Origin of the sequence: Citrobacter sp. Cm046 (assembly GCF_030333065.1) — a bacterium.
GTDB lineage: Bacteria > Pseudomonadota > Gammaproteobacteria > Enterobacterales > Enterobacteriaceae > Citrobacter > Citrobacter murliniae.
This window is the reverse complement of record NZ_JAOWGP010000041.1, coordinates 61387-84243: the sequence shown is the minus strand read 5'-3', so window position 1 is coordinate 84243 and position 22857 is coordinate 61387. Positions and strand designations below refer to the sequence as shown.

Sequence of the window (22857 nt, the reverse complement as noted above, 5' to 3'; positions counted from 1 at the left end):
TTCAATGCATTTTCATCACTGTTGATGGGGCTGATAAAGCCCCATTTTTATTGGCGCTAAATATGACTGAACAACAACAAATTAGCCGCTCACAAGCCTGGCTGGAAAGTTTACGACCTAAGACCTTACCGCTCGCCTTCGCGGCGATCATCGTCGGTACGGCATTAGCATGGTGGCAAGGGTATTTCGATCCGCTGGTTGCTCTGCTGGCATTAATCACGGCAGGACTGCTGCAAATTCTGTCCAACCTTGCGAACGACTATGGCGATGCTGTCAAAGGCAGCGACAAGCCCGACCGCATAGGGCCGTTACGTGGAATGCAAAAAGGGGTCATCACGCAGCAGGAAATGAAGCGCGCGTTGATTATCACCGTGGTCTTGATCTGCTTGTCCGGTCTGGCGCTGGTAGCAGTGGCCTGCCACACGCTGACTGATTTTGTCGGCTTTTTGATACTCGGCGGCCTGTCGATTATCGCCGCTATCACTTATACCGTAGGTAATCGTCCTTACGGCTATATTGGCCTGGGCGATATTTCCGTGCTGGTCTTCTTCGGCTGGCTCAGCGTTATGGGGAGCTGGTATCTGCAGGCGCATACGCTTATTCCCGCGTTGATTTTGCCGGCAACGGCCTGCGGTCTGCTGGCAACCGCCGTGCTCAATATCAATAACCTGCGCGATATCAACAGCGACAGAGAAAATGGCAAAAACACGCTGGTTGTACGTTTAGGCGCCGTCAATGCCCGTCGTTACCATGCCTGCCTGCTGATGGGTACGCTGGTCTGCCTGGCACTGTTTAACCTGTTCTCGCTGCAAAGTCTGTGGGGATGGCTGTTTATTCTGGCCGCTCCGTTGCTGATCAAACAGGCAAGATATGTGATGCATGAGATGGATCCTACAGCGATGCGCCCAATGCTGGAACGCACCGTGAAAGCTGCGCTATTAACTAACTTACTGTTTGTTGTTGGGATTTTCTTAAGTCAGTGGTCCCTTTAACTGACAAATATCAATTAACAATTGATGATTTTGCCAACAGTACACATAGCGCGATATACTAAAAATTCTCGCAGCAACTGAACGTTAAGCCTATGAAATACGATACATCCGAGCTTTGTGACATCTATCAGGAAGATGTCAACGTCGTGGAACCGCTGTTCTCTAACTTTGGGGGACGGTCGTCGTTTGGCGGACAAATCATCACGGTAAAATGTTTCGAGGACAACGGGTTGCTGTACGATCTGCTCGAACAAAATGGCCGTGGTCGAATTCTGCTGGTCGATGGCGGCGGTTCTGTCCGTCGTGCGCTGGTCGATGCCGAACTGGCTCGTCTGGCTGTACAGAATGAGTGGGAAGGTCTGGTCATCTACGGCTCAGTCCGCCAGGTGGACGATCTGGAAGAACTGGACATCGGCATTCAGGCGATTGCCGCTATTCCGGTGGGTGCCGCAGGTGAAGGAACCGGGGAAAGCGATGTGCGCGTCAACTTTGGTGGCGTGACGTTCTTCTCCGGCGACCATCTGTACGCCGACAATACCGGGATAATCCTTTCCGAAGACCCGCTCGATATCGAGTGATCAAAAAAGGCACCGCAAGGTGCCTTTTTTATGCGTTATCGCTGAGTACCGGAAGCAGCTTGCGCCTTATCCAGCCTACACGTAGGGGCGATTACGCGAGAGATTTCGTGTTGTAGCAAGGCGGCAAACGAAGGTATCCCCAGGAGCATAGTAAACTACGAGACTGGGGGTAACTAAGCGCAGCCAACGCTGCTACGGCGCGAAAGATAAAGCGTAATTAGACTTCTTCCATACGGCCGAGCAGAGCATGCAGACGATCCTGCCAGCCATTCTGCTGTTCTTTCAGACTGTTATTCTCACGCTCCAGCTCTTCACGCTGCTGCTGTGCAGACTGAACTTCCTGCGTCAGTGAGTTATTCTTTTCTTTCAGCTCTTCGATTTCCATCTGCAACAGCGTGATGGTATCAATCGCCTGCTGTACTTTTGCTTCCAGTTTCTCAAACACTTCTAATGACATCGTCATACCTCTCCTGAATTGCAAGGCGTTGATGGATAAAAATCCTCGTCCCGATAACCGGCGACGCCTTAATAAAAACGAGCGCACTCTACTTAGCTCCGATTGTATGAAGCCGCGCCATCCCTGTCCAGCAGCATCCCGCGCAGATTGCGGTTTGCAACACTTTTAATCTTTGTCCTGGTGACAGACAGCGCATAACTCAAAAGTGTTAACATATTGGTTAATGAAATGATTCAGCTCACACTCTTTTTGTATAACAAATACCTCGTTATGGCGCGATAACGCTCATTTTGTTGATGCAGTACACACATTTCAATTTCGATATTTCTCGTTTTTGCTCGTTAACGATAAATTAACAGTGTGCCTACCGGCTCCGGGGATGTCAGTGACCTTCTCGAACACAATAAACATTAAACTCTCTTCAGGATCCGATTATGAGTCAAACATCAACCTTAAAAGGCCAGTGCATTGCTGAATTCCTCGGTACCGGGTTGTTGATTTTCTTCGGTGTGGGCTGTGTTGCTGCACTTAAAGTGGCTGGCGCTACTTTTGGTCAGTGGGAAATCAGTATCATCTGGGGTCTGGGGGTAGCGATGGCTATCTATCTGACAGCAGGCGTTTCTGGTGCACACCTGAACCCAGCAGTCACAATCGCACTCTGGTTGTTTGCGTGTTTTGACAAACGCAAAGTAGTACCTTTTATTATTTCGCAAATTGCCGGCGCCTTTTGCGCAGCGGCATTGGTTTACGGGCTTTATTACAATCTTTTCATCGATTTCGAACAAACTAACCATATCGTGCGCGGCAGTACCGAGAGCCTGGGTCTGGCTGGTACTTTCTCCACCTATCCGAACCCGCATATCAATTTTGTGCAGGCCTTCGCGGTTGAAATGGTCATTACCGCTATTCTAATGGGGCTGATTCTGGCACTGACCGACGATGGTAACGGTGTACCTCGTGGTCCGCTGGCACCCCTGCTGATCGGCTTATTGATTGCCGTTATTGGTGCCTCCATGGGTCCACTGACCGGTTTTGCGATGAACCCGGCTCGTGACTTTGGGCCGAAACTATTCGCCGGGCTCGCAGGATGGGGTGAGATTGCCTTTACGGGTGGTCGCGATATTCCTTACTTCCTGGTACCGGTGTTTGGCCCGATTACCGGCGCGATTTTGGGCGCATGGGCATATCGCAAACTGATTGGTCGCCATTTACCGTGCGATGTCTGCGCGATTGAAGAGAAAGACATTGCGGCCAACACTCAACAAAAAGCTTCGCAGTAATGTGACTACGGGACAAAAAATTATGACTGAGAAAAAATATATCGTTGCGCTCGACCAGGGCACCACCAGCTCCCGCGCGGTCGTGATGGACCACGATGCAAATATCGTTAGCGTTTCACAACGCGAATTCGAGCAAATCTACCCGAAAGCAGGCTGGGTAGAACACGACCCAATGGAAATTTGGGCGACCCAAAGCTCCACGCTGGTAGAAGTGCTGGCGAAAGCCGATATCAGTTCCGATGAAATTGCAGCGATTGGTATTACTAACCAGCGTGAAACCACTATCGTCTGGGAGCGTGAGACCGGTAAACCTATCTATAACGCCATTGTGTGGCAGTGTCGTCGTACCGCTGATATTTGCGAGAAACTCAAGCGCGACGGGATGGAAGATTACATCCGTAACAACACCGGCCTGGTAATTGACCCGTATTTCTCCGGCACCAAAGTAAAGTGGATCCTTGACCACGTAGAAGGTTCTCGTGAGCGCGCTCGTCGCGGTGAACTGCTGTTCGGTACAGTGGATACCTGGCTTATCTGGAAAATGACTCAGGGACGTGTACACGTAACGGATTACACCAACGCCTCACGTACCATGCTGTTCAACATCCACTCCCTGGACTGGGACGACAAGATGCTGGATGCGTTGGACATCCCGCGCGCAATGCTGCCGGAAGTTCGTCGTTCCTCCGAAGTCTACGGTCAGACCAACATCGGTGGTAAAGGTGGCACACGTATTCCAATCTCCGGTATCGCAGGCGACCAGCAGGCTGCGCTGTTCGGCCAACTGTGCGTGAAGGAAGGGATGGCGAAAAACACCTACGGCACCGGCTGCTTCATGCTGATGAACACCGGTGAGAAAGCGGTTAAGTCCGAAAACGGACTGCTGACCACCATCGCCTGTGGCCCAACCGGAGAAGTGAACTACGCGCTGGAAGGTGCGGTGTTTATGGCTGGCGCATCCATCCAGTGGCTGCGTGATGAAATGAAACTCATCAGCGATGCTTTCGACTCCGAATATTTTGCCACCAAAGTGAAAGACACCAACGGCGTGTACGTTGTTCCGGCATTCACTGGTCTGGGTGCACCGTACTGGGACCCGTATGCCCGTGGCGCGATTTTCGGTCTGACCCGTGGCGTAAACTCTAACCACATCATCCGTGCAACGCTCGAGTCTATCGCTTACCAGACCCGTGATGTTCTGGAAGCGATGCAGGCCGATTCCGGTATTCGTCTGCACGCACTGCGTGTTGATGGCGGTGCGGTTGCCAACAACTTCCTGATGCAGTTCCAGTCAGACATTCTCGGCACTCGCGTTGAGCGCCCGGAAGTCCGCGAAGTTACCGCACTGGGTGCCGCATACCTGGCAGGCCTAGCCGTAGGTTTCTGGCAGAATCTGGATGAGTTGCAGGAAAAAGCTGTTATTGAACGTGAATTCCGCCCTGGTATTGAAACCACAGAGCGTAACTTCCGTTACAGCGGCTGGAAAAAAGCGGTCAAACGCGCCCTTGCGTGGGAAGACCACGAAGAGTAATGCTGAAATGCCGGATGGGGCTAACGCCTTATCCGGCAAAACCTTCTCAACCCTGCACACGCACACACATCAATAATCCAGCCCCTTACCCTGTGCTACACTTCGCGCCATTCCTTTCTGCTACGAGTTTGCAATGAGACGAGAACTTGCCATTGAATTTTCACGCGTGACCGAAGCAGCCGCACTGGCTGGCTATAAATGGCTGGGTCGCGGCGATAAAAACATCGCTGACGGCGCGGCGGTGAACGCCATGCGTATTATGCTCAACCAGGTCAACATCGACGGCACTATTGTTATTGGTGAGGGCGAAATCGATGAAGCGCCAATGTTGTTTATCGGTGAGAAGGTTGGGACCGGTCTCGGCGATGCCGTGGACATAGCTGTCGATCCAATCGAAGGCACGCGCATGACAGCAATGGGCCAGGCGAATGCCCTGGCAGTACTGGCTGTCGGTGATAAAGGCTGCTTCCTGAACGCGCCGGATATGTATATGGAAAAGCTGATTGTCGGCCCTGGTGCGAAAGGATCAATCGACCTGAATCTGCCACTGGAAGCTAACCTGCGTAACATTGCTGCCGCACTCGGTAAACCACTTGGTGAGCTGACCGTCACCATCCTTGCAAAGCCTCGTCATGATGAAGTTATCGCTGAGATGGCGAAGCTGGGCGTACGCGTGTTTGCCATTCCTGACGGCGATGTCGCCGCCTCAATTCTGACCTGCATGCCAGACAGCGAAGTCGACGTACTGTACGGTATCGGCGGTGCACCGGAAGGCGTAGTTTCCGCTGCCGTAATCCGCGCACTGGATGGCGACATGCAGGGCCGCCTGCTGGCACGTCACGACGTCAAGGGCGACAGCGAAGAGAATCGTCGCATTGGCGAACAGGAACTGGCTCGTTGCCAGGCAATGGGCATTGAAGCAGGCAAAGCGCTGCGTCTGGACGAAATGGCGCGCAGCGACAATGTGATTTTCTCAGCGACCGGGATCACCAAAGGCGACCTGCTGGAAGGGATTAGCCGTAAAGGCAATATCGCAACCACTGAAACACTGCTGATCCGCGGGAAATCGCGCACGATCCGCCGCATTCAATCCATTCACTACCTGGATCGCAAAGATCCTGATGTGCAGGCGCACATCCTGTAACAGATTTGTTTGATTGAGCTTTCCAGTCCTCCGGGACTGGAATTTTTTTGTTCAGCGAACGAAGATAAGGCAAGCAAATCAGACAGGAGAAAACCATGGCAGATTGGGTAACAGGTAAAGTCACGAAGGTACATAACTGGACCGATGCCCTGTTTAGTTTGACCGTGCGAGCTCCAGTTCATCCTTTCACTGCTGGTCAGTTTACTAAGCTTGGCCTTGAGATCGACGGTGAGCGCGTCCAGCGCGCCTATTCCTATGTGAACGCGCCTGATAATCCTGATTTAGAGTTTTATCTGGTGACCGTTCCCGACGGTAAACTCAGTCCACGTCTGGCTGCGCTGAAACCTGGCGATGAAGTGCAGGTCGTAAGCGAAGCCGCAGGATTTTTCGTGCTGGATGAAGTTCCCGATTGTGACACGCTGTGGATGCTGGCAACCGGCACGGCTATCGGCCCATATTTGTCGATTCTGCAGTTGGGTAAAGATCTTGATCGCTTTAAAAATCTGGTGCTGGTCCATGCTGCCCGTTATGCCGCCGATTTAAGCTACCTGCCGCTGATGCAGAGGCTGGAAAAACGCTACGAAGGTAAATTACGTATCCAGACCGTCGTCAGCCGTGAAACGGCTACAGGCTCGCTTACTGGACGGGTTCCCGCGCTGATTGAAAGCGGCGAGCTGGAAAAAGCAGTTGGGCTGGCAATGGATACCACCACCAGCCATGTGATGCTTTGTGGAAATCCACAGATGGTACGCGATACCCAGCAGTTACTGAAAGAGACCCGGCAGATGACCAAACATCTGCGTCGTCGACCGGGCCATATGACTGCCGAGCACTACTGGTAAGACATTGCCGTGGGTTTATTGATTTTGTAGGTCCGATAAGCGTAGCGCCAGCGGGCGATCTGCCGGATGGCGGCAACGCCTCATCCGGCCTACGCTTTACCCTTTATACTTCACATCCAGCGTATCTACGCCAAATTTGTTTTCACCCTGAGTGCCAACAAACGCGCCCAGATCGATAATCATACCGACCAGAATCAGCGTAGGAATAAAGCGACCTACCACCCACTGCCAGATGCCTGGCAATATCGCCCAGTTTCCGGCCAGCAGCATCCACGCCAGAATCATCAATAGCGCCCACAATCCAGAGCGCCCCCGGTCATGCAGGCGTTTTACCGTCACTGCCGCCGTCGGCCAGAGCAGACAGACCAGGCAAAACGCAGCCGTCTGGATATCGAGTAATTTTTTACTCGCCAGTGAGAACAGAACCAGCATACCGACAATCCAGAGGCCGACCCAAATCCAAAAATCACGGCGTCCGATACGCCCTTTAAATGAGAATAACCACTGCTGTATGGTCATGTAGGTTCCTTTAAAATTGGCCTTCAGAACAGTTTACCCTTTTGACAAGCCCGACAGTTATCGTTTTAATCGTGGACAGTCATAACGAAAGGTACGATTGATGAAGCAAGGATTTACTCTGTTTTTATTATTGTTTTCAGCCCTGTCCGTAAACACTACGGCACTGGCGGAAGAGCACTCGACAGCAACCACAGCCCCCTACCTGCTGGCGGGCGCGCCGACGTTTGATCTGTCGATCAGCCAATTTCGTGAAAACTTTAATACGCAGAATCCAAAACTTGCATTGAATGAGTTCCGTGCCATCGACAGCAGCCGTGATAAGGCAAACCTCACCCGCGCCGCCAGTAAGATCAATGAAAACCTGTATGCGTCATCTGCTCTTGAGCGCGGTACGCTGAAAATCAAAAGCATGCAGGTAACCTGGCTGCCGATTCAGGGGCCGGAACAAAAGGCCGCCAAAGCGAAAGCGCTGGAATACATGAGCGCCATCATCCGCACCGTAGCCCCTTTACTGACCAAAGAACAAAGCCAGAAAAAGCTGCAAAAATTGCTCACCGCAGGCAAAGGTAAGCATTACTACGCAGAAACTGAGGGTGCAATTCGCTATGTTGTTGCAGATAACGGCGAAAAGGGGCTGACCTTCGCTGTTGAACCGATTAAGCTGGCATTATCTGAGAGTCTGGAGGAGTCGAATAAATGACAAAAAGCAAAGCCTTTCCAGGGATGAATCTCTATACTGTTTCACAGACCATGCTGCCCTGACGGGCGGCCATATTCCTTAATTCGCTGATAAAGCGTGGAGAAATTAAATGCGACATCCTTTAGTGATGGGTAACTGGAAACTGAACGGCAGCCGCCATATGGTAAACGAACTGGTTGCTAACCTGCGTAAAGAACTGGCTGGCGTAGCTGGCTGTGCAGTAGCAATCGCTCCACCGGAAATGTATATCGACCTGGCAAAACACGCTGCTGCCGGTAGCCACATCATCCTGGGCGCGCAGAACGTTGACCTGAACCTGTCTGGCGCATTCACTGGTGAAACTTCAGCTGAAATGCTGAAAGACATCGGCGCGCAGTACATCATTATCGGCCACTCCGAGCGTCGTACTTATCACAAAGAGTCTGACGAGCTGATCGCTAAAAAATTCGCTGTGCTGAAAGAACAGGGTCTGACCCCGGTTCTGTGCATTGGTGAAACCGAAGCAGAAAACGAAGCAGGCAAAACTGAAGAAGTTTGCGCACGTCAGATCGACGCCGTTCTGAAAACTCAGGGTGCTGCGGCATTCGAAGGCGTGGTTATCGCTTACGAACCTGTATGGGCTATCGGTACTGGCAAATCTGCAACTCCGGCACAAGCTCAGGCTGTTCACAAATTCATCCGTGACCACATTGCTAAAGCTGACGCGAAAATCGCTGAACAAGTTATCATCCAGTACGGCGGTTCCGTAAACGCAGCTAACGCAGCAGAACTGTTTGCCCAGCCGGACATCGACGGTGCGCTGGTTGGCGGTGCTTCGCTGAAAGCTGACGCCTTCGCGGTGATCGTTAAAGCAGCTGAAGCCGCTAAACAGGCTTAAGTCGTTGCGACGGGAGGCATGCTCCTCCCGTCACATCCGGCGATTCCGTTTTACCAGTATCCCAGCCAGTGCCACCAAAAGGCTCCGGTCACTCCCCAGATAGTCAGGTTAACCACGCTCATCACTAGCCCCGTTTTCCACCACTCCGCCAACGTGACATAGCCCGAGCCAAAGATGATGGGTGCAGTACCCGTACCATAATGCGTGAGCGACATCATCAGTGAGGAAGAGAAACCCAGCATCAGTCCAAGCAGTGCCGGGGGAGCGCCGAGACCTAATCCCGCAGCGAAGAACGCCGCGAACATGGCCGTAATATGCGCGGTGGTACTGGCGAAAAAGTAGTGTGAATAGACGTAAAGCAGGATCAGCAGCAGTGTCGCGATACTCCAGTGGACACCGAGATGATCAATTGCACTGCCCACGCTCGTCGCCAGCCAACCCACCAGACCCAGTTTGCTCAGGAAGTCCGCCATCATCACCAGAGCGGCAAACCAGACTATCGTATCCCATGCACCGCGGCATTTAAGAATATCGTCCCAGTTTAATACCCCCGTCACGAGCAGAATGGATAGGCCAATTAACGCCGCACTGGTGGGGTTAACAGCCCAGCCGTTGCCCATCAGCATCGCAGGAACACCCGCCCACAGGCAAAGCAACAAAACGAAAACTGCGAGGGTGATTTTTTCTGCCAGCGATAGCGGGCCAAGCGCGCCCAGCTTTTCCCGGGCAAACTGCGGCGCATTCGGCGTACGCGTAATGGCCGGTGGATAGAGCCACCAGATAACGATGGGCATCACGATCAATGAGACGACAGCAGGAAGGAGCGCCGCGATGGCCCACATCCCCCAGGTCATATTCAGCACCCCATCTGACCCTTTAGTCAAAAAGCTAACAATTAAGGGGTTAGGTGCAGTCGCTGTGATAAACATTGCTGAACTGATCGGGTTAATGTTGTAGTTCACCAGTGCAAGATATCGCCCCGTTGAACCATTTTCCTTGTCGCCGGGTTGAGACCCGAGACTTTCTGCAATCGCCCGCATCACCGGATGGATAATGCCGCCGCCGCGCGCGGTATTGCTCGGCGTTACGGGCGCGATCATCGTTTCCGCCAGCGTTAATGCCCAGGCGATACCCAGTGTTCTTTTGCCGAACAAGGCAATAAACCCATAGCCGATACGCGCACCCAGCCCCGTTTTCAACAGACTTTGCGACAGCATGATGGATAACCCAATCAGCCAGATCAGTTGGTTCGAGAAACCGCTTAGCGCGTCGTTCAACGCCGCTGAGGGTTTACCAGGGTTGGTAACGCCTGTCATAGCCACCAGCATAATCGCCACAATTGCGATAGCGCCGATGGGCATGGCCTTGCCAATAATCGCCGCGATCGTGCCGATAAACAGCGCCAACAGATGCCACGCCTCAGGAGTTACGTCAGGGGGGCAAGGAATAATAAACCAGATTGTCAGCGTAATAACGATCGAGATGATGGCAGGCCAACAGCGGATGGGGGTCAATCTGTCCATGAATCAATCCTTGAGTTTCCAGTGCGCAAGTACGCGCTCCGGTATTAACCGGTATCAGCACAAATAAAACAATTCATCATCTCACAAAACAAAAAATTAACACCACGATGAAACTATAATTTCCCTAATACGCTAAACCACACGTAATCCAGCGGCAACAGTACCAGATACGTCGCCACCGCCAGCGTAATACACAGCAACATCCCTGCTCTTGCGGGCACTTTCCCTAACGCCATCGCCACCACAATCGGTGATGCCTGATACGGCAACAACGGGGTGGAATAACCCAGAACCTGAATCATAATCACCGACAACAGCGGGAACCCGGTCGCATCGGAAAAGCTCTGGGCCAACGTGGTATACAGTGCCGGAACGCCGTTAGCCGTCATAATAAAATTGAGCGCGGTGGTGATACCGGTCAACGCCAGGAAGCTGGTAAACGGTTTATTCGCATCCAACGGCATCACCTGTAACAGTGCTTCGCCCACCGCACTACCAATGCCGGTCTGCGTCACAGTGATCGCCAGCCCCAGGATACCTGCCACATATATACAGGTGCGGATATTTACGCCACTGGAAAACTCCTCCCCATTAATAAAACCAACACGGGGCAACAGCGTAATGACCGCTGCCGTCAGGCCGGTCCAGGCTGGACCAATGCCGTGCCAGCTTTCACTCACCCACATAATCAGCACGACCGTCAACATCCAGGCCAGACGTTTCTCATCACCACTCATCGGTTCAGGTGGCGTCAGATCACGCGGTGCATGAGGCTTGCCGGGGAACAGCCAGCAAATAAGCACAATAAGTACCACACCTTTCAGCCAACCCAGCACAGGCGTATGTAACAGCAAATAGGGAAGGTAATTCAGATGGATACCGTAAGAGCCTTCTGCTGCACCACTCATTACCAGGTTAGGTACGTTCGCGGGTAGAATCGTGGCGGAAAGCTGGAAGGTGCCAAAACCAACGGCTAACGCCAGGCCGTACCAGGCGCGGGTACCATCGGCAATTCCGGCACGTTTCGCCATCGCCGCAACAATCGGCATCAACAACGCAATGCGCCCCATATTGGATGGCATTACAAACGCCAGCGCATAGCTAAGCAGCACCACGCTCGCAACCATTAACGGCCAGGAGTCGGTCAGCCGGGACGACAACGCACGCGCAGCCCGATCCGCCAGTCCCGTTTTACGAATCGCAATACCCAGTACGAAACCGCTAAAGACCAGCCAGAACGCTGACGATGCAAAGCCACCAAAGATCACATCCGGTGGAGCAATTTTGGCCACCATCGCCACAGAAAAGAACAGCAGAGCGGTTATAAACTCCGGTAACAGCGACGTTGCCCAGAGCAGAATGGTGATGCCAACCACCAGAGAAGGAATAAACAGAGGGTGCGTAAGCCAGATCGACATGCCTGTCTCCTGTTGTTTTTTTCAACAAGAATACGGGGACAGGCAAAGAGAGTAAACGCCAGATTAGGTGGGGTTACTTCAGAATATCACATTGATGATCCTGAATTTCCTCGGCGGAGGCGAGATTCAATGACAGCAGATCGCGCTGCGTCGCCAGCAGGACAAAGGAGTCATCGCTCTGGCGTGCCATCGCCAGCGCATAGCTGCCCATGTGCTCACGCGCATCAGGAACTTCTTCCGCCAGCATCATAAACGGGCTACGTTGTACCAGCTCGCTTTCCGTCACGCGGCGCGCCAGATACTGGTGTCCGCGTAGCCCACCGGGCAAAGGCAGCCAGCGAGTACCGATCTTCGCCAGATTGTCATCCAGTTGCGTTCTGACATCAGGACGCAGACAAGAGATATGAATATGAAAGTGGTTTTGCGTGCGACCAGTGACTGAGTTGATCGCCAGTGATACTGCCTTGTCGGGAATTTCCTGACCATATTTCTGACTCATAAAGCTACGCGCCTGCCAGGCGAGCCAGAAAAAGTTTGGCGTGCCCGATTTCAGCAACAGCGGGCTTTCCATCCCGTTAATACGGTAGCCAGGCATCAACAGATATTGCAGAGGGCCGTTACGGTCCTTGAACACCACGTATCCGGCATCCGGCTTAACTTCAGCGCACGGTGCAGGATTTTGGTGTTGTAACTGGTTCGGCAGACATTGCTCAAGCACAATCTGGCGTAACGCGTTCGGATTAGCGGTAAACTTCCAGTAGCCAATACCCGCCGTCGCAGCGATAACGATCACCACCAGTAAAAAATAGCCTGCTTTTTTCATTGCGCGTTCCCTGTATCTTATTGAAGTGGAAGAGTAACGCAAAATGATGACAAATAAAAAAGCCCGGTCGCATTATGCTACCGGGCCTGAAAACGACACCCGCACTTACCGTTTACTAATCTGATCGAACGTGCCGCCGTTAGAGAAGTGTTCTTTCTGCGCCTTTGTCCAGCCGCCAAACTCCTCGTCGATGGTGAACAGCTTCAGCTTCGGAAACGCATTTTCGTATTTCTTCGCAATTTCAGGATTGCGTGGACGATAGTAGTTTTTCGCTGCAATTTCCTGACCCTGCGGGGAATAGAGATACTTCAGATAAGCTTCTGCCACTGCTTTGGTATCTTTCTTTTCGACCACTTTGTCGACAACAGAAACGGTCGGTTCCGCCAGGATAGATTCGCTCGGAGTGACAATTTCGAACTTATCTTTACCCAGTTCATTTGTCGCCAGCAGCGCCTCATTTTCCCAGGCAATCAGCACATCACCGATCCCGCGCTCGACAAAAGTATTGGTTGAACCACGTGCGCCGGAATCCAGTACTTCAACGTTTTTAAACAGAGCCTTGACAAAGTCCTGTGCTTTGGCCTGATCGTTGTTGTTGTGGTGCAGCGCGTAGCCCCACGCGGCCAGATAGTTCCAGCGGGCGCCGCCTGAACTTTTCGGGTTTGGCGTAATGACCGACACGCCCGGTTTAACCAGATCGTTCCAGTCATGAATTTGCTTTGGATTTCCTTTGCGGACCAGGAAGACGATGGTGGAGGTGTAAGGCGCAGAGTTATCCGGCAAACGCTTAATCCAGTTTTTATCGATACGACCACGTTCAGCGATGGCATCAACATCATAGGCCAGCGCCAGGGTTACCACATCGGCTTCAATACCGTTAATAACGGAGGTTGCCTGTTTGCCGGAGCCACCGTGTGACTGGCGGATCACGACATTATCACCCGTTTCTTGTTTCCAGTGCGCGCTGAATGCTTTGTTGTACTGTTCGTACAGTTCACGCGTTGGATCGTACGATACGTTAAGTAACTGAATATCCTTTGCCAGAACGCTGGTCGATGCCAGCAATAATGTTAACCCCACGCTCCATTTGTTCATCGCCCAGCTCTCTTATGTTGTGTTGTGATGAGCAAAGCGTGCCAGAAAGCGTTCCAAACATTAAAGAATAAAAAAAGATTTGCTATAACTTGGGGGAATAAAAGCGAGGGGATGTGCCGGATGGCGACTAACGCCCTATCCGGCCTACAAGTCTCTGCAACCTGTAGACCTGATAAGCGTAGCGCCATCAGGCGCGGAAAAAACAATCAGTACAGTTTTTTCGCGCAGTCCAGCCAGTCACCTTTGAACGGACGCTTCATGTTTTCAATTGCGTCAATGATGTCGTGGTGAACCAGTTGTTCATTCTGAATGCCGACGCAACGACCGCCATGACCTTCCAGCAGCAGTTCAATGGCATACGCGCCCATACGGGAAGCCAGGATACGGTCGTAAGGCACCGGAGAACCACCACGCTGGATGTGGCCCAGTACGGTTGAACGCGTTTCACGGCCTGTTTCTTTCTCGATGTAATGCGCCAGTTCGTCAACGTCACACATGTGCTCAGTAATGGCGACGATGGCGTGTTTTTTACCTTTCGCGATCCCAGCTTTGATTTCAGCGACCAGATCGTCACGGCTGAATTCCACTTCCGGTACCACAACAAACTCACAGCCACCCGCGATTGCTGCCGCCAGGGTCAGATCGCCACAGTAACGGCCCATCACTTCAACGATGGAAATACGCTGGTGAGAAGAAGAGGTATCACGCAGGCGGTCAATCGCTTCTACCACGGTACCCAGTGCAGTGAAGTAGCCGATAGTGTAGTCAGTGCCTTTAATATCGTTGTCGATCGTGCCCGGCAGACCGATGCACGGGAAACCCATTTCAGTCAGGCGTTTTGCACCCAGGTAAGAACCGTCACCACCAATAACAACCAGTGCATCAATGCCACGTTTCTTCAGGTTTTCGATAGCCACTGCACGCACATTTTCGTCGCGGAATTCAGGGAAGCGAGCAGAACCGAGGAAAGTACCGCCACGGTTAATCATGTCGGATACGCTGTAGCGGTCAAGCTGGACCATACGGTCTTCATACAAACCCAGGTAGCCATCATGGATCCCCATGACTTCCAGTCCTTCCGACAACGCTGCACGTACAACACCACGGATTGCTGCGTTCATGCCCGGCGCATCACCGCCGCTTGTCAACACACCGATTTTCTTAATCATGACTACCTCTGAACTTTGGAATGCAAAATGAAATCTGCTGCCGGAAGTCGATTCCGCATATCGAAACGATCCAACGAATATGCAGATAGTATAACAATCACTTCCTGCTGAATTGATTCAGGTCAGGCCAAATGGTGGTAATTTATACACAAAATGCTGGCCTGGCACACTTTTTACAACGAATTAAACATCTTGCCTTCCCTGGGTACGACGGAACAGGGATCCTGGTGAATAATCACATCCGATCCCGGGAAACGCCGCAAAATTGCCTGCTCAACCTGTTCAGCCACTAAATGCGCCTGAACGAGCGGCAGATTATCTTCCATTTCCAAATGAATCTGAATAAAGCGGGTCGGCCCTGACTGCCGCGTGCGAAGATCGTGAGCGCCGCTGACTCCCGGCCATGACGTCACAATATCAATAATTTCCTGACGTTCCCCATCGGGTAAAGCGCGATCCAGTAAGGATTGCACCGCCTCATACCCCATACGTAATGCGCTATATAAAATATAGATGCCAATTCCGAGGGCAAACAAGGCATCCGCACGATGCCAGCCATACCAGGCAAGGCCAAGCGCAACGAGGATCGCTCCGTTCATCATAACATCAGACTGATAATGAAGCATATCTGCCCGGACAGCCTGACTTTGCGTACGTTTCACAACCCAGCGCTGAAACGTGACCAGTATGATAGTACAAATTAACGCAATGACGGTGACGATCACCCCTACGCCCGGATCTTTCATCGGCGTCGGCTGGACCAGATGCTGAATACCGGTCAAAAACAAAAACAGCGCCGAGCCTGAAATAAACATACTTTGTGCCAGCGCCGCCAGCGATTCTGCCTTCCCATGTCCGAAAGTGTGCTCATCATCAGCCGGTTGCAATGAATAACGCACCACCAAAAGATTGGTCAACGACGCGGCGATATCTACCAGAGAATCCACCAGTGCAGCCAGAATACTCACCGATCCGGTGTACCACCACGCAAAAATTTTGATCAAAAGTAACAGCGATGCCATCACTGTCGCGGCGATTGCCGCCCGGCTCACCAGCCGCCCATAGGTTTGATTCATAAACACTCCTGCCAGGATATGCCGCTAGTATAACGGATGAAGTAAAACAGTCAGGCAATAACAGAGCGTCAAATTTTGGGCAAAAAAAACCCCCACATCATGTGGGGGAAGACAGGGATGGTGTCTATGGCAAGGAAAACAGGGTTACTACTGGGAACGTGAGTTGCTACTACTCAATAAATTCAACGATGAGCTTTTTTGCCATTGCGCCATGTCGCGCAGTTGCTCCATTCGTTGTTCATGTTTCTCATTTAAAACCGCTTGCTGCTCGGGCGTTAACAGGCGATACATCTGGTTGCGAACCTTGGCTATTTCAACCTGGCGGGCAACCTGCTCTTGTGCCATTTTTTCTGCCTGAGCGCGCACAGCGCTTTCATCAAATTTCTCTGCGGTGACAAGGCGATGCATTGTCTCTATTTCGCTAACATTAACAGGAGGCTGCTCATGTCTTGCCTGCTGCATTAAATCTCGCATCTGTTGGCGTTGATGTTCGGTTAAACTGATACCGTCGAACATGTGGCTCTGCGCATTACGTTGCGAGCCGCTTTCTCCCAGGTGCCAGTGATCGCCTGTGACGACTTCAGCTGCATGGCTTAAAGTGCTGAGTGCCAGCGTTGAGGCCATGACGGCAGCGGTAACTTTGCCCATCACTTGCTCCCAAAATCTTTTCTGTCGCGATTCAACGAGAGACAGTTTACGATTCGGGCTGCAAACATGCGTCAGGGGGTGTAAAACAACGTAAAGTCATAGATTAGCGCCGCCTGATGACGTAATTTCTGCCTCGGAGGTACGTAAACAATGAATAAAATCCTGTTAGTTGATGATGACCGAGAGCTGACATCCCTGTTAAAGGAGTTGCTCGAAATGGAAGGTTTCGATGTGCTGGTTGCCCATGACGGGGAGCAGGCACTTGAGCTTCTGGATGACAGCATCGATTTACTTTTGCTCGATGTCATGATGCCGAAGAAAAACGGCATTGATACGTTGAAAGCGCTTCGCCAGACACACCAGACACCCGTAATCATGCTGACCGCACGCGGCAGCGAATTGGATCGCGTACTCGGCCTTGAGCTGGGCGCGGACGACTATTTACCGAAACCGTTTAACGACCGTGAACTGGTCGCGCGCATCCGCGCTATTCTGCGCCGCTCACACTGGAGCGAACAGCAGCAGAACAGCGACAACGGTTCGCCGACGCTGGAAGTGGATGCGTTAAGCCTCAACCCAGGCCGCCAGGAAGCCAGCTTCGATGGACAAACCCTGGAGTTAACTGGCACCGAATTCACCCTGCTCTATTTGCTGGCACAGCATCTCGGTCAGGTGGTTTCTCGTGAACATTTAAGCCAGGAAGTGCTGGGCAAACGTCTGACACCGTTCGACCGTGCTATCGATATGCATATCTCTAACCTGCGTCGTAAGCTGCCAGAGCGTAAAGACGGACACCCGTGGTTTAAAACCCTGCGCGGTCGCGGCTACCTGATGGTCTCCGCTTCATGATAGGGAGCTTAACCGCACGCATCTTTGCCATCTTCTGGTTGACGCTGGCACTGGTGTTGATGTTGGTACTGATGTTACCCAAGCTCGACTCACGCCAGATGACCGAGCTACTGGACAGCGAACAGCGCCAGGGGTTGATGATCGAGCAACACGTTGAAGCTGAACTCGCGAACGATCCACCCAATGATTTGATGTGGTGGCGTCGCCTGTTCCGTGCAATAGACAAGTGGGCACCGCCGGGACAACGTTTATTGCTTGTTACGACGGAAGGACGCGTGATCGGTGCAGAACGCAACGAAATGCAGATCATTCGTAACTTTATTGGTCAGGCGGATAACGCCGACCACCCACAAAAGAAAAAGTACGGTCGCGTTGAGATGGTCGGGCCTTTCTCTGTCAGAGATGGCGAAGATAACTACCAACTGTATCTCATTCGACCTGCCAGCAGTTCACAATCAGACTTTATCAACCTGCTGTTTGACCGACCGCTGTTACTGCTGATCGTCACCATGCTGGTCAGTTCCCCGCTGTTGCTCTGGCTTGCCTGGAGCCTGGCGAAACCGGCACGTAAGCTGAAAAATGCGGCGGATGAAGTGGCACAGGGTAACCTGCGTCAGCATCCGGAACTGGAAGCAGGTCCGCAGGAATTTCTTGCAGCAGGCGCCAGTTTTAACCAGATGGTGACCGCTCTGGAACGGATGATGACCAGCCAACAACGGCTGTTGTCGGACATCTCCCACGAGTTGAGAACGCCGCTGACGCGCCTGCAACTGGGTACCGCTCTGCTACGCCGTCGTAGCGGTGAGAGCAAAGAGCTGGAACGTATTGAAACGGAAGCACACCGACTGGACAGCATGATCAACGATTTACTGGTCATGTCGCGTAATCAACAGAAAAACGCACTGGTCAGTGAAACCGTGAAAGCAAACCAGTTGTGGGGCGAAGTGCTGGATAACGCCGCCTTTGAAGCTGAGCAGATGGGTAAATCGTTAACGGTAAACTTCCCGCCAGGGCCGTGGCCGCTGTACGGTAACCCGAATGCGCTGGAAAGTGCACTGGAGAACATTGTTCGCAACGCCCTGCGTTACTCGCACACCAAGATTGAAGTTGGCTTCGCGGTGGATAAAGACGGGATTACCATCGCCGTAGACGATGATGGCCCGGGGGTGAGTCCCGAAGACAGAGAACAGATTTTCCGTCCGTTCTATCGTACCGATGAAGCGCGTGACCGCGAATCCGGCGGTACCGGTCTGGGTCTGGCGATTGTCGAAACCGCTATTCAGCAGCACCGTGGTTGGGTGAAGGCCGAAGACAGCCCGTTGGGTGGTCTGCGTCTGGTTCTCTGGCTGCCGCTGTATAAACGCTCGTAATTAAACCTGTTGTGCCGGGCGGCGACTTCGCCTTACCCGGTCTACGCTTCCTGCTGGGGGGAATTATTTCCCCCACAATCTCCGCGAATTGTCTTCGATTTTGCCGCTTAAACGACGTTTCTGCATCGTTCTGGTCCAGCTTTTTGATAATCCCGCAGCCGACAGCAAACGGTGGTACTGTTCATCATCGAACGGCATATGCCAGGCAATAGCAATTGCCTCCTGTACGCTGACGTCACTGACACGTGAAGTCAGAATCAAGGGGGCATCCGCCGACACCATCCCTGGCGCGATAACGCTGTACAGCCAGCCGGTTTTGCCTGCGTTTTGCATCTGGCTGGCCATATCACTGATGCCAAAATGGTAGTTAAGCTTAAAACACGGCGAGCGCGGCTGCGTGACCTGAATCAGTGCCTCTCCCCAATGGAAGATATCACCGATATAAACATTCTCTTCCGTCATTCCTTCAGTTGAGAGGTTCTCACCAAAGGCGGGGGCAATAAATAACTCTGACTGTTCGGGGAATTCTTGCCTCCAGTGCAGATAGTGTTCACGCGGATAGTGGCACAGCGCTCGGTCCGGTCCACCGTGAATTTTCGTTTCCGCCTGCTCATCGCCTGCCAGACCCAGTTCAGTCAATATCAGCTCGCCATCGACCTGAACTTTCGCAATCGCGCTGGGACGGCTTCCTATGTAGTCCCGAATCTTGCCTGTAAAAACATCAACCGGATATCGCATCTGTTCCCTCTCCCGATAAATTTCCCCCATTACACCATATTTATTTTACCCCAGTCGCTCAAAATGAGAGCACGGTTCACATGAAAATTAGGTACACATGCTATCAATGTAAACTGGTTTTGAAACATCATTTCAATTAAGGAGTCAACAACGTGACTGGTCAATCGCAATTTGCTGGCGTCTGGTGTCCGTCCATTACGCCGATGGACAATGATGGCAAGATCGATCTCAACGGTCTGAGTCAGCATCTCAAACGCCTTACCGAGGCAAAGATCGACGTTATTTTACTGATGGGCAGCATTGGGGAATTTGCCTCCTTTACGCTGGAAGAGAGACTGTTACTGATCCGTGAGGCCCGGGCCATGAGCTCGCTGAAGATGGTCGCAAATGTCTCATCCACATGCCAAAATGATGTTCTGCTGATGGCGCAAGAAGCGTTTCACTCGGGATATGATGCCGTCATGATCCTGCCACCTTACTACTACGGACAAACATCGAAACAGTTGCTGAGCTACTTCCGCCAGCTAGGACAGAAGCTCAGTGGAAAATGGTTTGCCTATAACTTCCCGGCACGTACCGGCTGTGATTTAACGCCTGAACTGGTTGCCACACTCGCCGCTGAGTTCCCGAACTTCGCCGGTATTAAAGACACCGTGGACTGCCAGTCGCATACCCGCAGCATGATCCAGACAACCCGCGCCGTGCGGGAAGATTTTGCTGTGCTCTCCGGCTACGACGAATACTACATTCCTAACCTGCTGGCAGGTGGTGCAGGGATTATCTCAGGGTTGAACAACGTCATGCCGGAACTGTTTGTCAGCGCGCGCGAGGCATTTAAGCAGGGCGACCTGGCTGCGCTACGCGACATTCAGGATAAGATTGGCACGTATATGTCCATCTACGCGATTGGCGAGGATTTTGTCACCACCATTAAAACTGTAGTGTCACGTAAGTATGGTTATTGCTCAGGGGTTTCACGTAATGCAGGTGGGGAACTGAACGAGAGTGAGTGTCGGACAATTGACGAGGTCCTTGTCCTTTAGTTTTGCACCTGATGCCCGGCAGCGCGAACGCTTACCGGGCCTACATTGGCTGGATAAGCGCAGCGCTATCCGGTAAAAAATATTTACTTCACCGTGCCGCGAATATCAATTTCCGCCGCTCTGGCTTTAGCTCTTTTCGACCAGATAGAAGTGATAATCGGCACAAGAATTGATGTCACAATCACCGAGGTTGCCACCAGAGAAGTCGCTGCCGGAGCCATTGGTTTAAACGCTGGAACCATTTCGGCAATCAGCACCGGCGTGGCAACTGCCGCACCTGCAGAGCTGGAAGCCGCAATCCCCGCCGTACCATCCCCGCCGCCAATCAGTTTATCGGCGATAATCAATGGGATACCGGTGACGATAATCACCGCGACGCCCAGCAGTATACCCAGCACGCCAGTCTGAGCAATCACGCTCAAATCAATAGTGTTACCCAATGCGAAGGCAAAGAAAGGTATCAGCGTTTGCACCGCTTTACTGAAGAACTCGCGAAGCTCAGGGTCCAGATTTCCCAGTGCAAAACCAATCAGGAACGGCAACACCGCACCAACAAACACATGCGGTTCAAACGAAGCAATCCCCGCAGTTCCCAGAATGACCATGGTCATGAGCGGGCCGGACTCCAGTGACATCAGGACAAACGCCCCAGCCTCTTCCTTGGTGCCGTATTGCTGCATGATCGAGGCATACAGCCCGCCGTTGGTCATATCCATTGCAGCCACCAGCGCCAGCGTGGACAACCCGGCAAAGAACCCCACCTCCACTCCATGTTCTGGAAGAATGCGCGAAGCGATCGCCGCCACTACCCATGCCACAAGAATCTTGGTTATTACTAACGTGCCAGATTTACGCAGTACGGTTCCGGTGGCGCTTAGCTTAATCGACGCCCCCATGCAAAAGAACCAGACAGCCAGAATCGGCACTGTGCCAGTGATCATACCGTTGGTGAATGAGCCGAAGTATTTTCCGGCGCCGGGTGAAAAGGTGTGACATAACGCGCCCAGAAATAGCGGCACCAGCATCATACCGCCTGGGATTTTCTCTATCGTACGTTTGATATGCATTTCCATCACCTGTAGACATAAAAATGGGGCATTTTTATGGGCGATTGCATCTTGCTTATGAGATGCGCCCGTCTTGATGGAAAGAAGATAGATACTCAGAGGACAGATAAAAGTGATCCTCATCGCACAATAAAACATTGTTTCAATTTAAATGGATCATTGTTCCCATATTGATTTTGATCACAAAAAAGCCCCCACAAGCATGACTTGTAAGGGCTGTATCAGGTCATCAGATCCCGGCCTGATAATCGTAACGCTATCAGGTTTCAGGCATCATCAAACTTATTTTTTCGCCGCAAAACGCGCTGCAGCTTCGTCCCAGTTCACCACGTTCCAGAACTCTTTGATGTAGTCCGGGCGACGGTTCTGGAATTTCAGGTAGTAAGCGTGTTCCCATACGTCCAGACCCACGATCGGGAAGCCAGAAGCACCAGAGATAGCTTCGCCCATCAGCGGGGAATCCTGGTTAGCAGTGGAAACAACAGCCAGCTTGTCACCTTTCAGAACCAGCCACGCCCAGCCAGAACCGAAACGGGTTGCTGCCGCTTTTTCAAATTCAGCTTTGAAGTTATCAACAGAGCCAAAGTCGCGCTCAATAGCGGCTTTCAGATCGCCCTGCAGCGTGGTACCGGTTTTCAGCCCTTTCCAGAACAGGCTGTGGTTAGCGTGACCGCCAGCGTTGTTACGCAGTACGGTTTTCTTATCCGCAGGCAGTTGATCCAGTTTGGTGATCAGCTCTTCAGCAGACAGGTTGGCGAATTCAGGCAGGCTTTCCAGCGCAGCGTTAGCGTTGTTTACATAGGCCTGGTGGTGTTTGGTATGGTGAATTTCCATCGTCTGCTTATCAAAGTGCGGTTCAAGGGCATCATAAGCGTACGGCAGGGATGGCAGTGTATAACTCATAATCATCTCCAGTATTGTCGGGCGGCCAGTGTTAACGCCGCGTAAGCAGTTGAGTCATTATAGTTAATTAAATGATATTGAAAATGATTATCAATGCCGTACTTTTTACATGGCTATTATGAGATGAAAATGTGAGCATTAGCGGAATAATCAGGCGAATTTTGCCAACACGCGGAGAAAACAGGCAACGACATAAAGGACACGGGAGACAAAGC

At 52.0% G+C, this 22857-nt stretch carries 23 protein-coding genes; 11 read left to right on the top strand and 12 right to left on the bottom strand.

Annotated features, from left to right (window positions below; all coding sequences use genetic code 11):
- Nucleotides 1–62: 62 nt before the first annotated feature.
- Entirely contained in the window at nt 63–992 is a 930-nt protein-coding gene (gene menA / locus OGX98_RS13860) for a 1,4-dihydroxy-2-naphthoate polyprenyltransferase (RefSeq protein WP_045449316.1), read from the top strand.
- A 92-nt stretch (nt 993–1084) separates the two neighbouring features.
- Complete coding sequence (gene rraA, locus OGX98_RS13855; RefSeq protein ID WP_045449315.1) at nt 1085–1570, top strand: ribonuclease E activity regulator RraA; 486 nt, start codon at nt 1085–1087, stop codon at nt 1568–1570.
- Between the two features lie 217 nt (nt 1571–1787).
- Here rraA and zapB read toward each other — a convergent pair whose 3' ends face one another.
- Nucleotides 1788–2033 carry a septal ring assembly protein ZapB gene (gene zapB / locus OGX98_RS13850; protein ID WP_136345562.1) on the bottom strand — a complete coding sequence of 82 codons (246 nt, stop codon included), beginning with the start codon at nt 2031–2033 and terminating at the stop codon, nt 1788–1790.
- A 428-nt stretch (nt 2034–2461) separates the two neighbouring features.
- On the opposite strand from zapB, the gene OGX98_RS13845 reads away from it, so the two are divergent.
- The 4 genes from OGX98_RS13845 (at nt 2462) to fpr (ending at nt 6824) form a co-directional block, all read left to right on the top strand.
- Nucleotides 2462–3307 (top strand): MIP/aquaporin family protein, encoded by an 846-nt coding sequence (locus OGX98_RS13845; protein WP_045449313.1) that lies wholly within the window; start codon nt 2462–2464, stop codon nt 3305–3307.
- A 22-nt stretch (nt 3308–3329) separates the two neighbouring features.
- Nucleotides 3330–4838 carry a glycerol kinase GlpK gene (gene glpK, locus OGX98_RS13840; protein ID WP_045449312.1) on the top strand — a complete coding sequence of 503 codons (1509 nt, stop codon included), beginning with the start codon at nt 3330–3332 and terminating at the stop codon, nt 4836–4838.
- Nucleotides 4839–4971: 133 nt separating this feature from the next.
- Complete coding sequence (gene glpX / locus OGX98_RS13835) at nt 4972–5982, top strand: class II fructose-bisphosphatase (protein ID WP_045449305.1); 1011 nt, start codon at nt 4972–4974, stop codon at nt 5980–5982.
- A 95-nt stretch (nt 5983–6077) separates the two neighbouring features.
- On the top strand, nt 6078–6824 hold the full coding sequence (gene fpr, locus OGX98_RS13830; RefSeq protein WP_286595417.1) for a ferredoxin--NADP(+) reductase: 747 nt from the start codon (nt 6078–6080) through the stop codon (nt 6822–6824).
- Nucleotides 6825–6920: 96 nt separating this feature from the next.
- Here fpr and OGX98_RS13825 read toward each other — a convergent pair whose 3' ends face one another.
- The gene (locus OGX98_RS13825) at nt 6921–7343 is read right to left on the bottom strand and encodes a DUF805 domain-containing protein (protein WP_045449302.1); all 423 of its coding nucleotides are present in this window, start codon (nt 7341–7343) and stop codon (nt 6921–6923) included.
- 100 nt (nt 7344–7443) lie between these two features.
- On the opposite strand from OGX98_RS13825, the gene OGX98_RS13820 reads away from it, so the two are divergent.
- Nucleotides 7444–8043 carry a YiiQ family protein gene (locus OGX98_RS13820; RefSeq protein ID WP_045449300.1) on the top strand — a complete coding sequence of 200 codons (600 nt, stop codon included), beginning with the start codon at nt 7444–7446 and terminating at the stop codon, nt 8041–8043.
- Between the two features lie 109 nt (nt 8044–8152).
- Complete coding sequence (tpiA, locus tag OGX98_RS13815; RefSeq protein WP_003028783.1) at nt 8153–8920, top strand: triose-phosphate isomerase; 768 nt, start codon at nt 8153–8155, stop codon at nt 8918–8920.
- A 50-nt stretch (nt 8921–8970) separates the two neighbouring features.
- Here tpiA and OGX98_RS13810 read toward each other — a convergent pair whose 3' ends face one another.
- From OGX98_RS13810 to cpxP, 7 genes are all read right to left on the bottom strand, one after another.
- Complete coding sequence (locus tag OGX98_RS13810; RefSeq protein ID WP_048223382.1) at nt 8971–10443, bottom strand: DASS family sodium-coupled anion symporter; 1473 nt, start codon at nt 10441–10443, stop codon at nt 8971–8973.
- 113 nt (nt 10444–10556) lie between these two features.
- The gene (locus tag OGX98_RS13805; protein WP_284097133.1) at nt 10557–11861 is read right to left on the bottom strand and encodes an SLC13 family permease; all 1305 of its coding nucleotides are present in this window, start codon (nt 11859–11861) and stop codon (nt 10557–10559) included.
- A 73-nt stretch (nt 11862–11934) separates the two neighbouring features.
- Entirely contained in the window at nt 11935–12684 is a 750-nt protein-coding gene (locus OGX98_RS13800) for a CDP-diacylglycerol diphosphatase (protein ID WP_286595416.1), read from the bottom strand.
- A gap of 105 nt (nt 12685–12789) precedes the next feature.
- Nucleotides 12790–13779 carry a sulfate/thiosulfate ABC transporter substrate-binding protein Sbp gene (sbp, locus tag OGX98_RS13795; protein WP_286595415.1) on the bottom strand — a complete coding sequence of 330 codons (990 nt, stop codon included), beginning with the start codon at nt 13777–13779 and terminating at the stop codon, nt 12790–12792.
- A 206-nt stretch (nt 13780–13985) separates the two neighbouring features.
- On the bottom strand, nt 13986–14948 hold the full coding sequence (gene pfkA, locus OGX98_RS13790; protein ID WP_045449287.1) for a 6-phosphofructokinase: 963 nt from the start codon (nt 14946–14948) through the stop codon (nt 13986–13988).
- A 173-nt stretch (nt 14949–15121) separates the two neighbouring features.
- The gene (fieF, locus tag OGX98_RS13785) at nt 15122–16024 is read right to left on the bottom strand and encodes a CDF family cation-efflux transporter FieF (protein WP_045449286.1); all 903 of its coding nucleotides are present in this window, start codon (nt 16022–16024) and stop codon (nt 15122–15124) included.
- A 147-nt stretch (nt 16025–16171) separates the two neighbouring features.
- Nucleotides 16172–16672 (bottom strand): cell-envelope stress modulator CpxP, encoded by a 501-nt coding sequence (cpxP, locus tag OGX98_RS13780; protein WP_286493455.1) that lies wholly within the window; start codon nt 16670–16672, stop codon nt 16172–16174.
- A 150-nt stretch (nt 16673–16822) separates the two neighbouring features.
- Between cpxP and cpxR the strand changes: the two genes are divergently transcribed.
- Complete coding sequence (gene cpxR / locus OGX98_RS13775) at nt 16823–17521, top strand: envelope stress response regulator transcription factor CpxR (RefSeq protein WP_005121756.1); 699 nt, start codon at nt 16823–16825, stop codon at nt 17519–17521.
- Nucleotides 17518–18891: an envelope stress sensor histidine kinase CpxA gene (cpxA, locus tag OGX98_RS13770; RefSeq protein ID WP_286595414.1), complete on the top strand. Its 1374-nt coding sequence runs from the start codon at nt 17518–17520 to the stop codon at nt 18889–18891. The genes cpxR and cpxA overlap by 4 nt, the downstream gene beginning before the upstream one ends.
- A 63-nt stretch (nt 18892–18954) precedes the next feature.
- Here the strand turns inward: cpxA and yiiM are convergent, their stop codons facing one another.
- A complete protein-coding gene (gene yiiM / locus OGX98_RS13765; RefSeq protein ID WP_286595413.1) occupies nt 18955–19629 on the bottom strand; it encodes a 6-hydroxyaminopurine reductase in 675 nt (224 codons plus the stop codon).
- 152 nt (nt 19630–19781) lie between these two features.
- Between yiiM and OGX98_RS13760 the strand changes: the two genes are divergently transcribed.
- A complete protein-coding gene (locus tag OGX98_RS13760) occupies nt 19782–20672 on the top strand; it encodes a dihydrodipicolinate synthase family protein (RefSeq protein ID WP_286595412.1) in 891 nt (296 codons plus the stop codon).
- Between the two features lie 83 nt (nt 20673–20755).
- Here the strand turns inward: OGX98_RS13760 and kdgT are convergent, their stop codons facing one another.
- Together kdgT and sodA are read right to left on the bottom strand one after the other, a co-directional pair.
- Nucleotides 20756–21739: a 2-keto-3-deoxygluconate transporter gene (gene kdgT / locus OGX98_RS13755; RefSeq protein ID WP_045449276.1), complete on the bottom strand. Its 984-nt coding sequence runs from the start codon at nt 21737–21739 to the stop codon at nt 20756–20758.
- Nucleotides 21740–22021: 282 nt separating this feature from the next.
- A complete protein-coding gene (gene sodA, locus OGX98_RS13750; protein WP_045449275.1) occupies nt 22022–22642 on the bottom strand; it encodes a superoxide dismutase [Mn] in 621 nt (206 codons plus the stop codon).
- Nucleotides 22643–22857: the final 215 nt, after the last annotated feature.

Coding starts and splice junctions, on each gene's coding strand:
- menA (WP_045449316.1), top strand. CDS start 63: ATGACTGAACAACAACAAATTAGCCGCTCACAAGCCTGGCTGGAAAGT.
- rraA (WP_045449315.1), top strand. CDS start 1,085: ATGAAATACGATACATCCGAGCTTTGTGACATCTATCAGGAAGATGTC.
- zapB (WP_136345562.1), bottom strand. CDS start 2,033: ATGACGATGTCATTAGAAGTGTTTGAGAAACTGGAAGCAAAAGTACAG.
- OGX98_RS13845 (WP_045449313.1), top strand. CDS start 2,462: ATGAGTCAAACATCAACCTTAAAAGGCCAGTGCATTGCTGAATTCCTC.
- glpK (WP_045449312.1), top strand. CDS start 3,330: ATGACTGAGAAAAAATATATCGTTGCGCTCGACCAGGGCACCACCAGC.
- glpX (WP_045449305.1), top strand. CDS start 4,972: ATGAGACGAGAACTTGCCATTGAATTTTCACGCGTGACCGAAGCAGCC.
- fpr (WP_286595417.1), top strand. CDS start 6,078: ATGGCAGATTGGGTAACAGGTAAAGTCACGAAGGTACATAACTGGACC.
- OGX98_RS13825 (WP_045449302.1), bottom strand. CDS start 7,343: ATGACCATACAGCAGTGGTTATTCTCATTTAAAGGGCGTATCGGACGC.
- OGX98_RS13820 (WP_045449300.1), top strand. CDS start 7,444: ATGAAGCAAGGATTTACTCTGTTTTTATTATTGTTTTCAGCCCTGTCC.
- tpiA (WP_003028783.1), top strand. CDS start 8,153: ATGCGACATCCTTTAGTGATGGGTAACTGGAAACTGAACGGCAGCCGC.
- OGX98_RS13810 (WP_048223382.1), bottom strand. CDS start 10,443: ATGGACAGATTGACCCCCATCCGCTGTTGGCCTGCCATCATCTCGATC.
- OGX98_RS13805 (WP_284097133.1), bottom strand. CDS start 11,861: ATGTCGATCTGGCTTACGCACCCTCTGTTTATTCCTTCTCTGGTGGTT.
- OGX98_RS13800 (WP_286595416.1), bottom strand. CDS start 12,684: ATGAAAAAAGCAGGCTATTTTTTACTGGTGGTGATCGTTATCGCTGCG.
- sbp (WP_286595415.1), bottom strand. CDS start 13,779: ATGAACAAATGGAGCGTGGGGTTAACATTATTGCTGGCATCGACCAGC.
- pfkA (WP_045449287.1), bottom strand. CDS start 14,948: ATGATTAAGAAAATCGGTGTGTTGACAAGCGGCGGTGATGCGCCGGGC.
- fieF (WP_045449286.1), bottom strand. CDS start 16,024: ATGAATCAAACCTATGGGCGGCTGGTGAGCCGGGCGGCAATCGCCGCG.
- cpxP (WP_286493455.1), bottom strand. CDS start 16,672: ATGGGCAAAGTTACCGCTGCCGTCATGGCCTCAACGCTGGCACTCAGC.
- cpxR (WP_005121756.1), top strand. CDS start 16,823: ATGAATAAAATCCTGTTAGTTGATGATGACCGAGAGCTGACATCCCTG.
- cpxA (WP_286595414.1), top strand. CDS start 17,518: ATGATAGGGAGCTTAACCGCACGCATCTTTGCCATCTTCTGGTTGACG.
- yiiM (WP_286595413.1), bottom strand. CDS start 19,629: ATGCGATATCCGGTTGATGTTTTTACAGGCAAGATTCGGGACTACATA.
- kdgT (WP_045449276.1), bottom strand. CDS start 21,739: ATGCATATCAAACGTACGATAGAGAAAATCCCAGGCGGTATGATGCTG.
- sodA (WP_045449275.1), bottom strand. CDS start 22,642: ATGAGTTATACACTGCCATCCCTGCCGTACGCTTATGATGCCCTTGAA.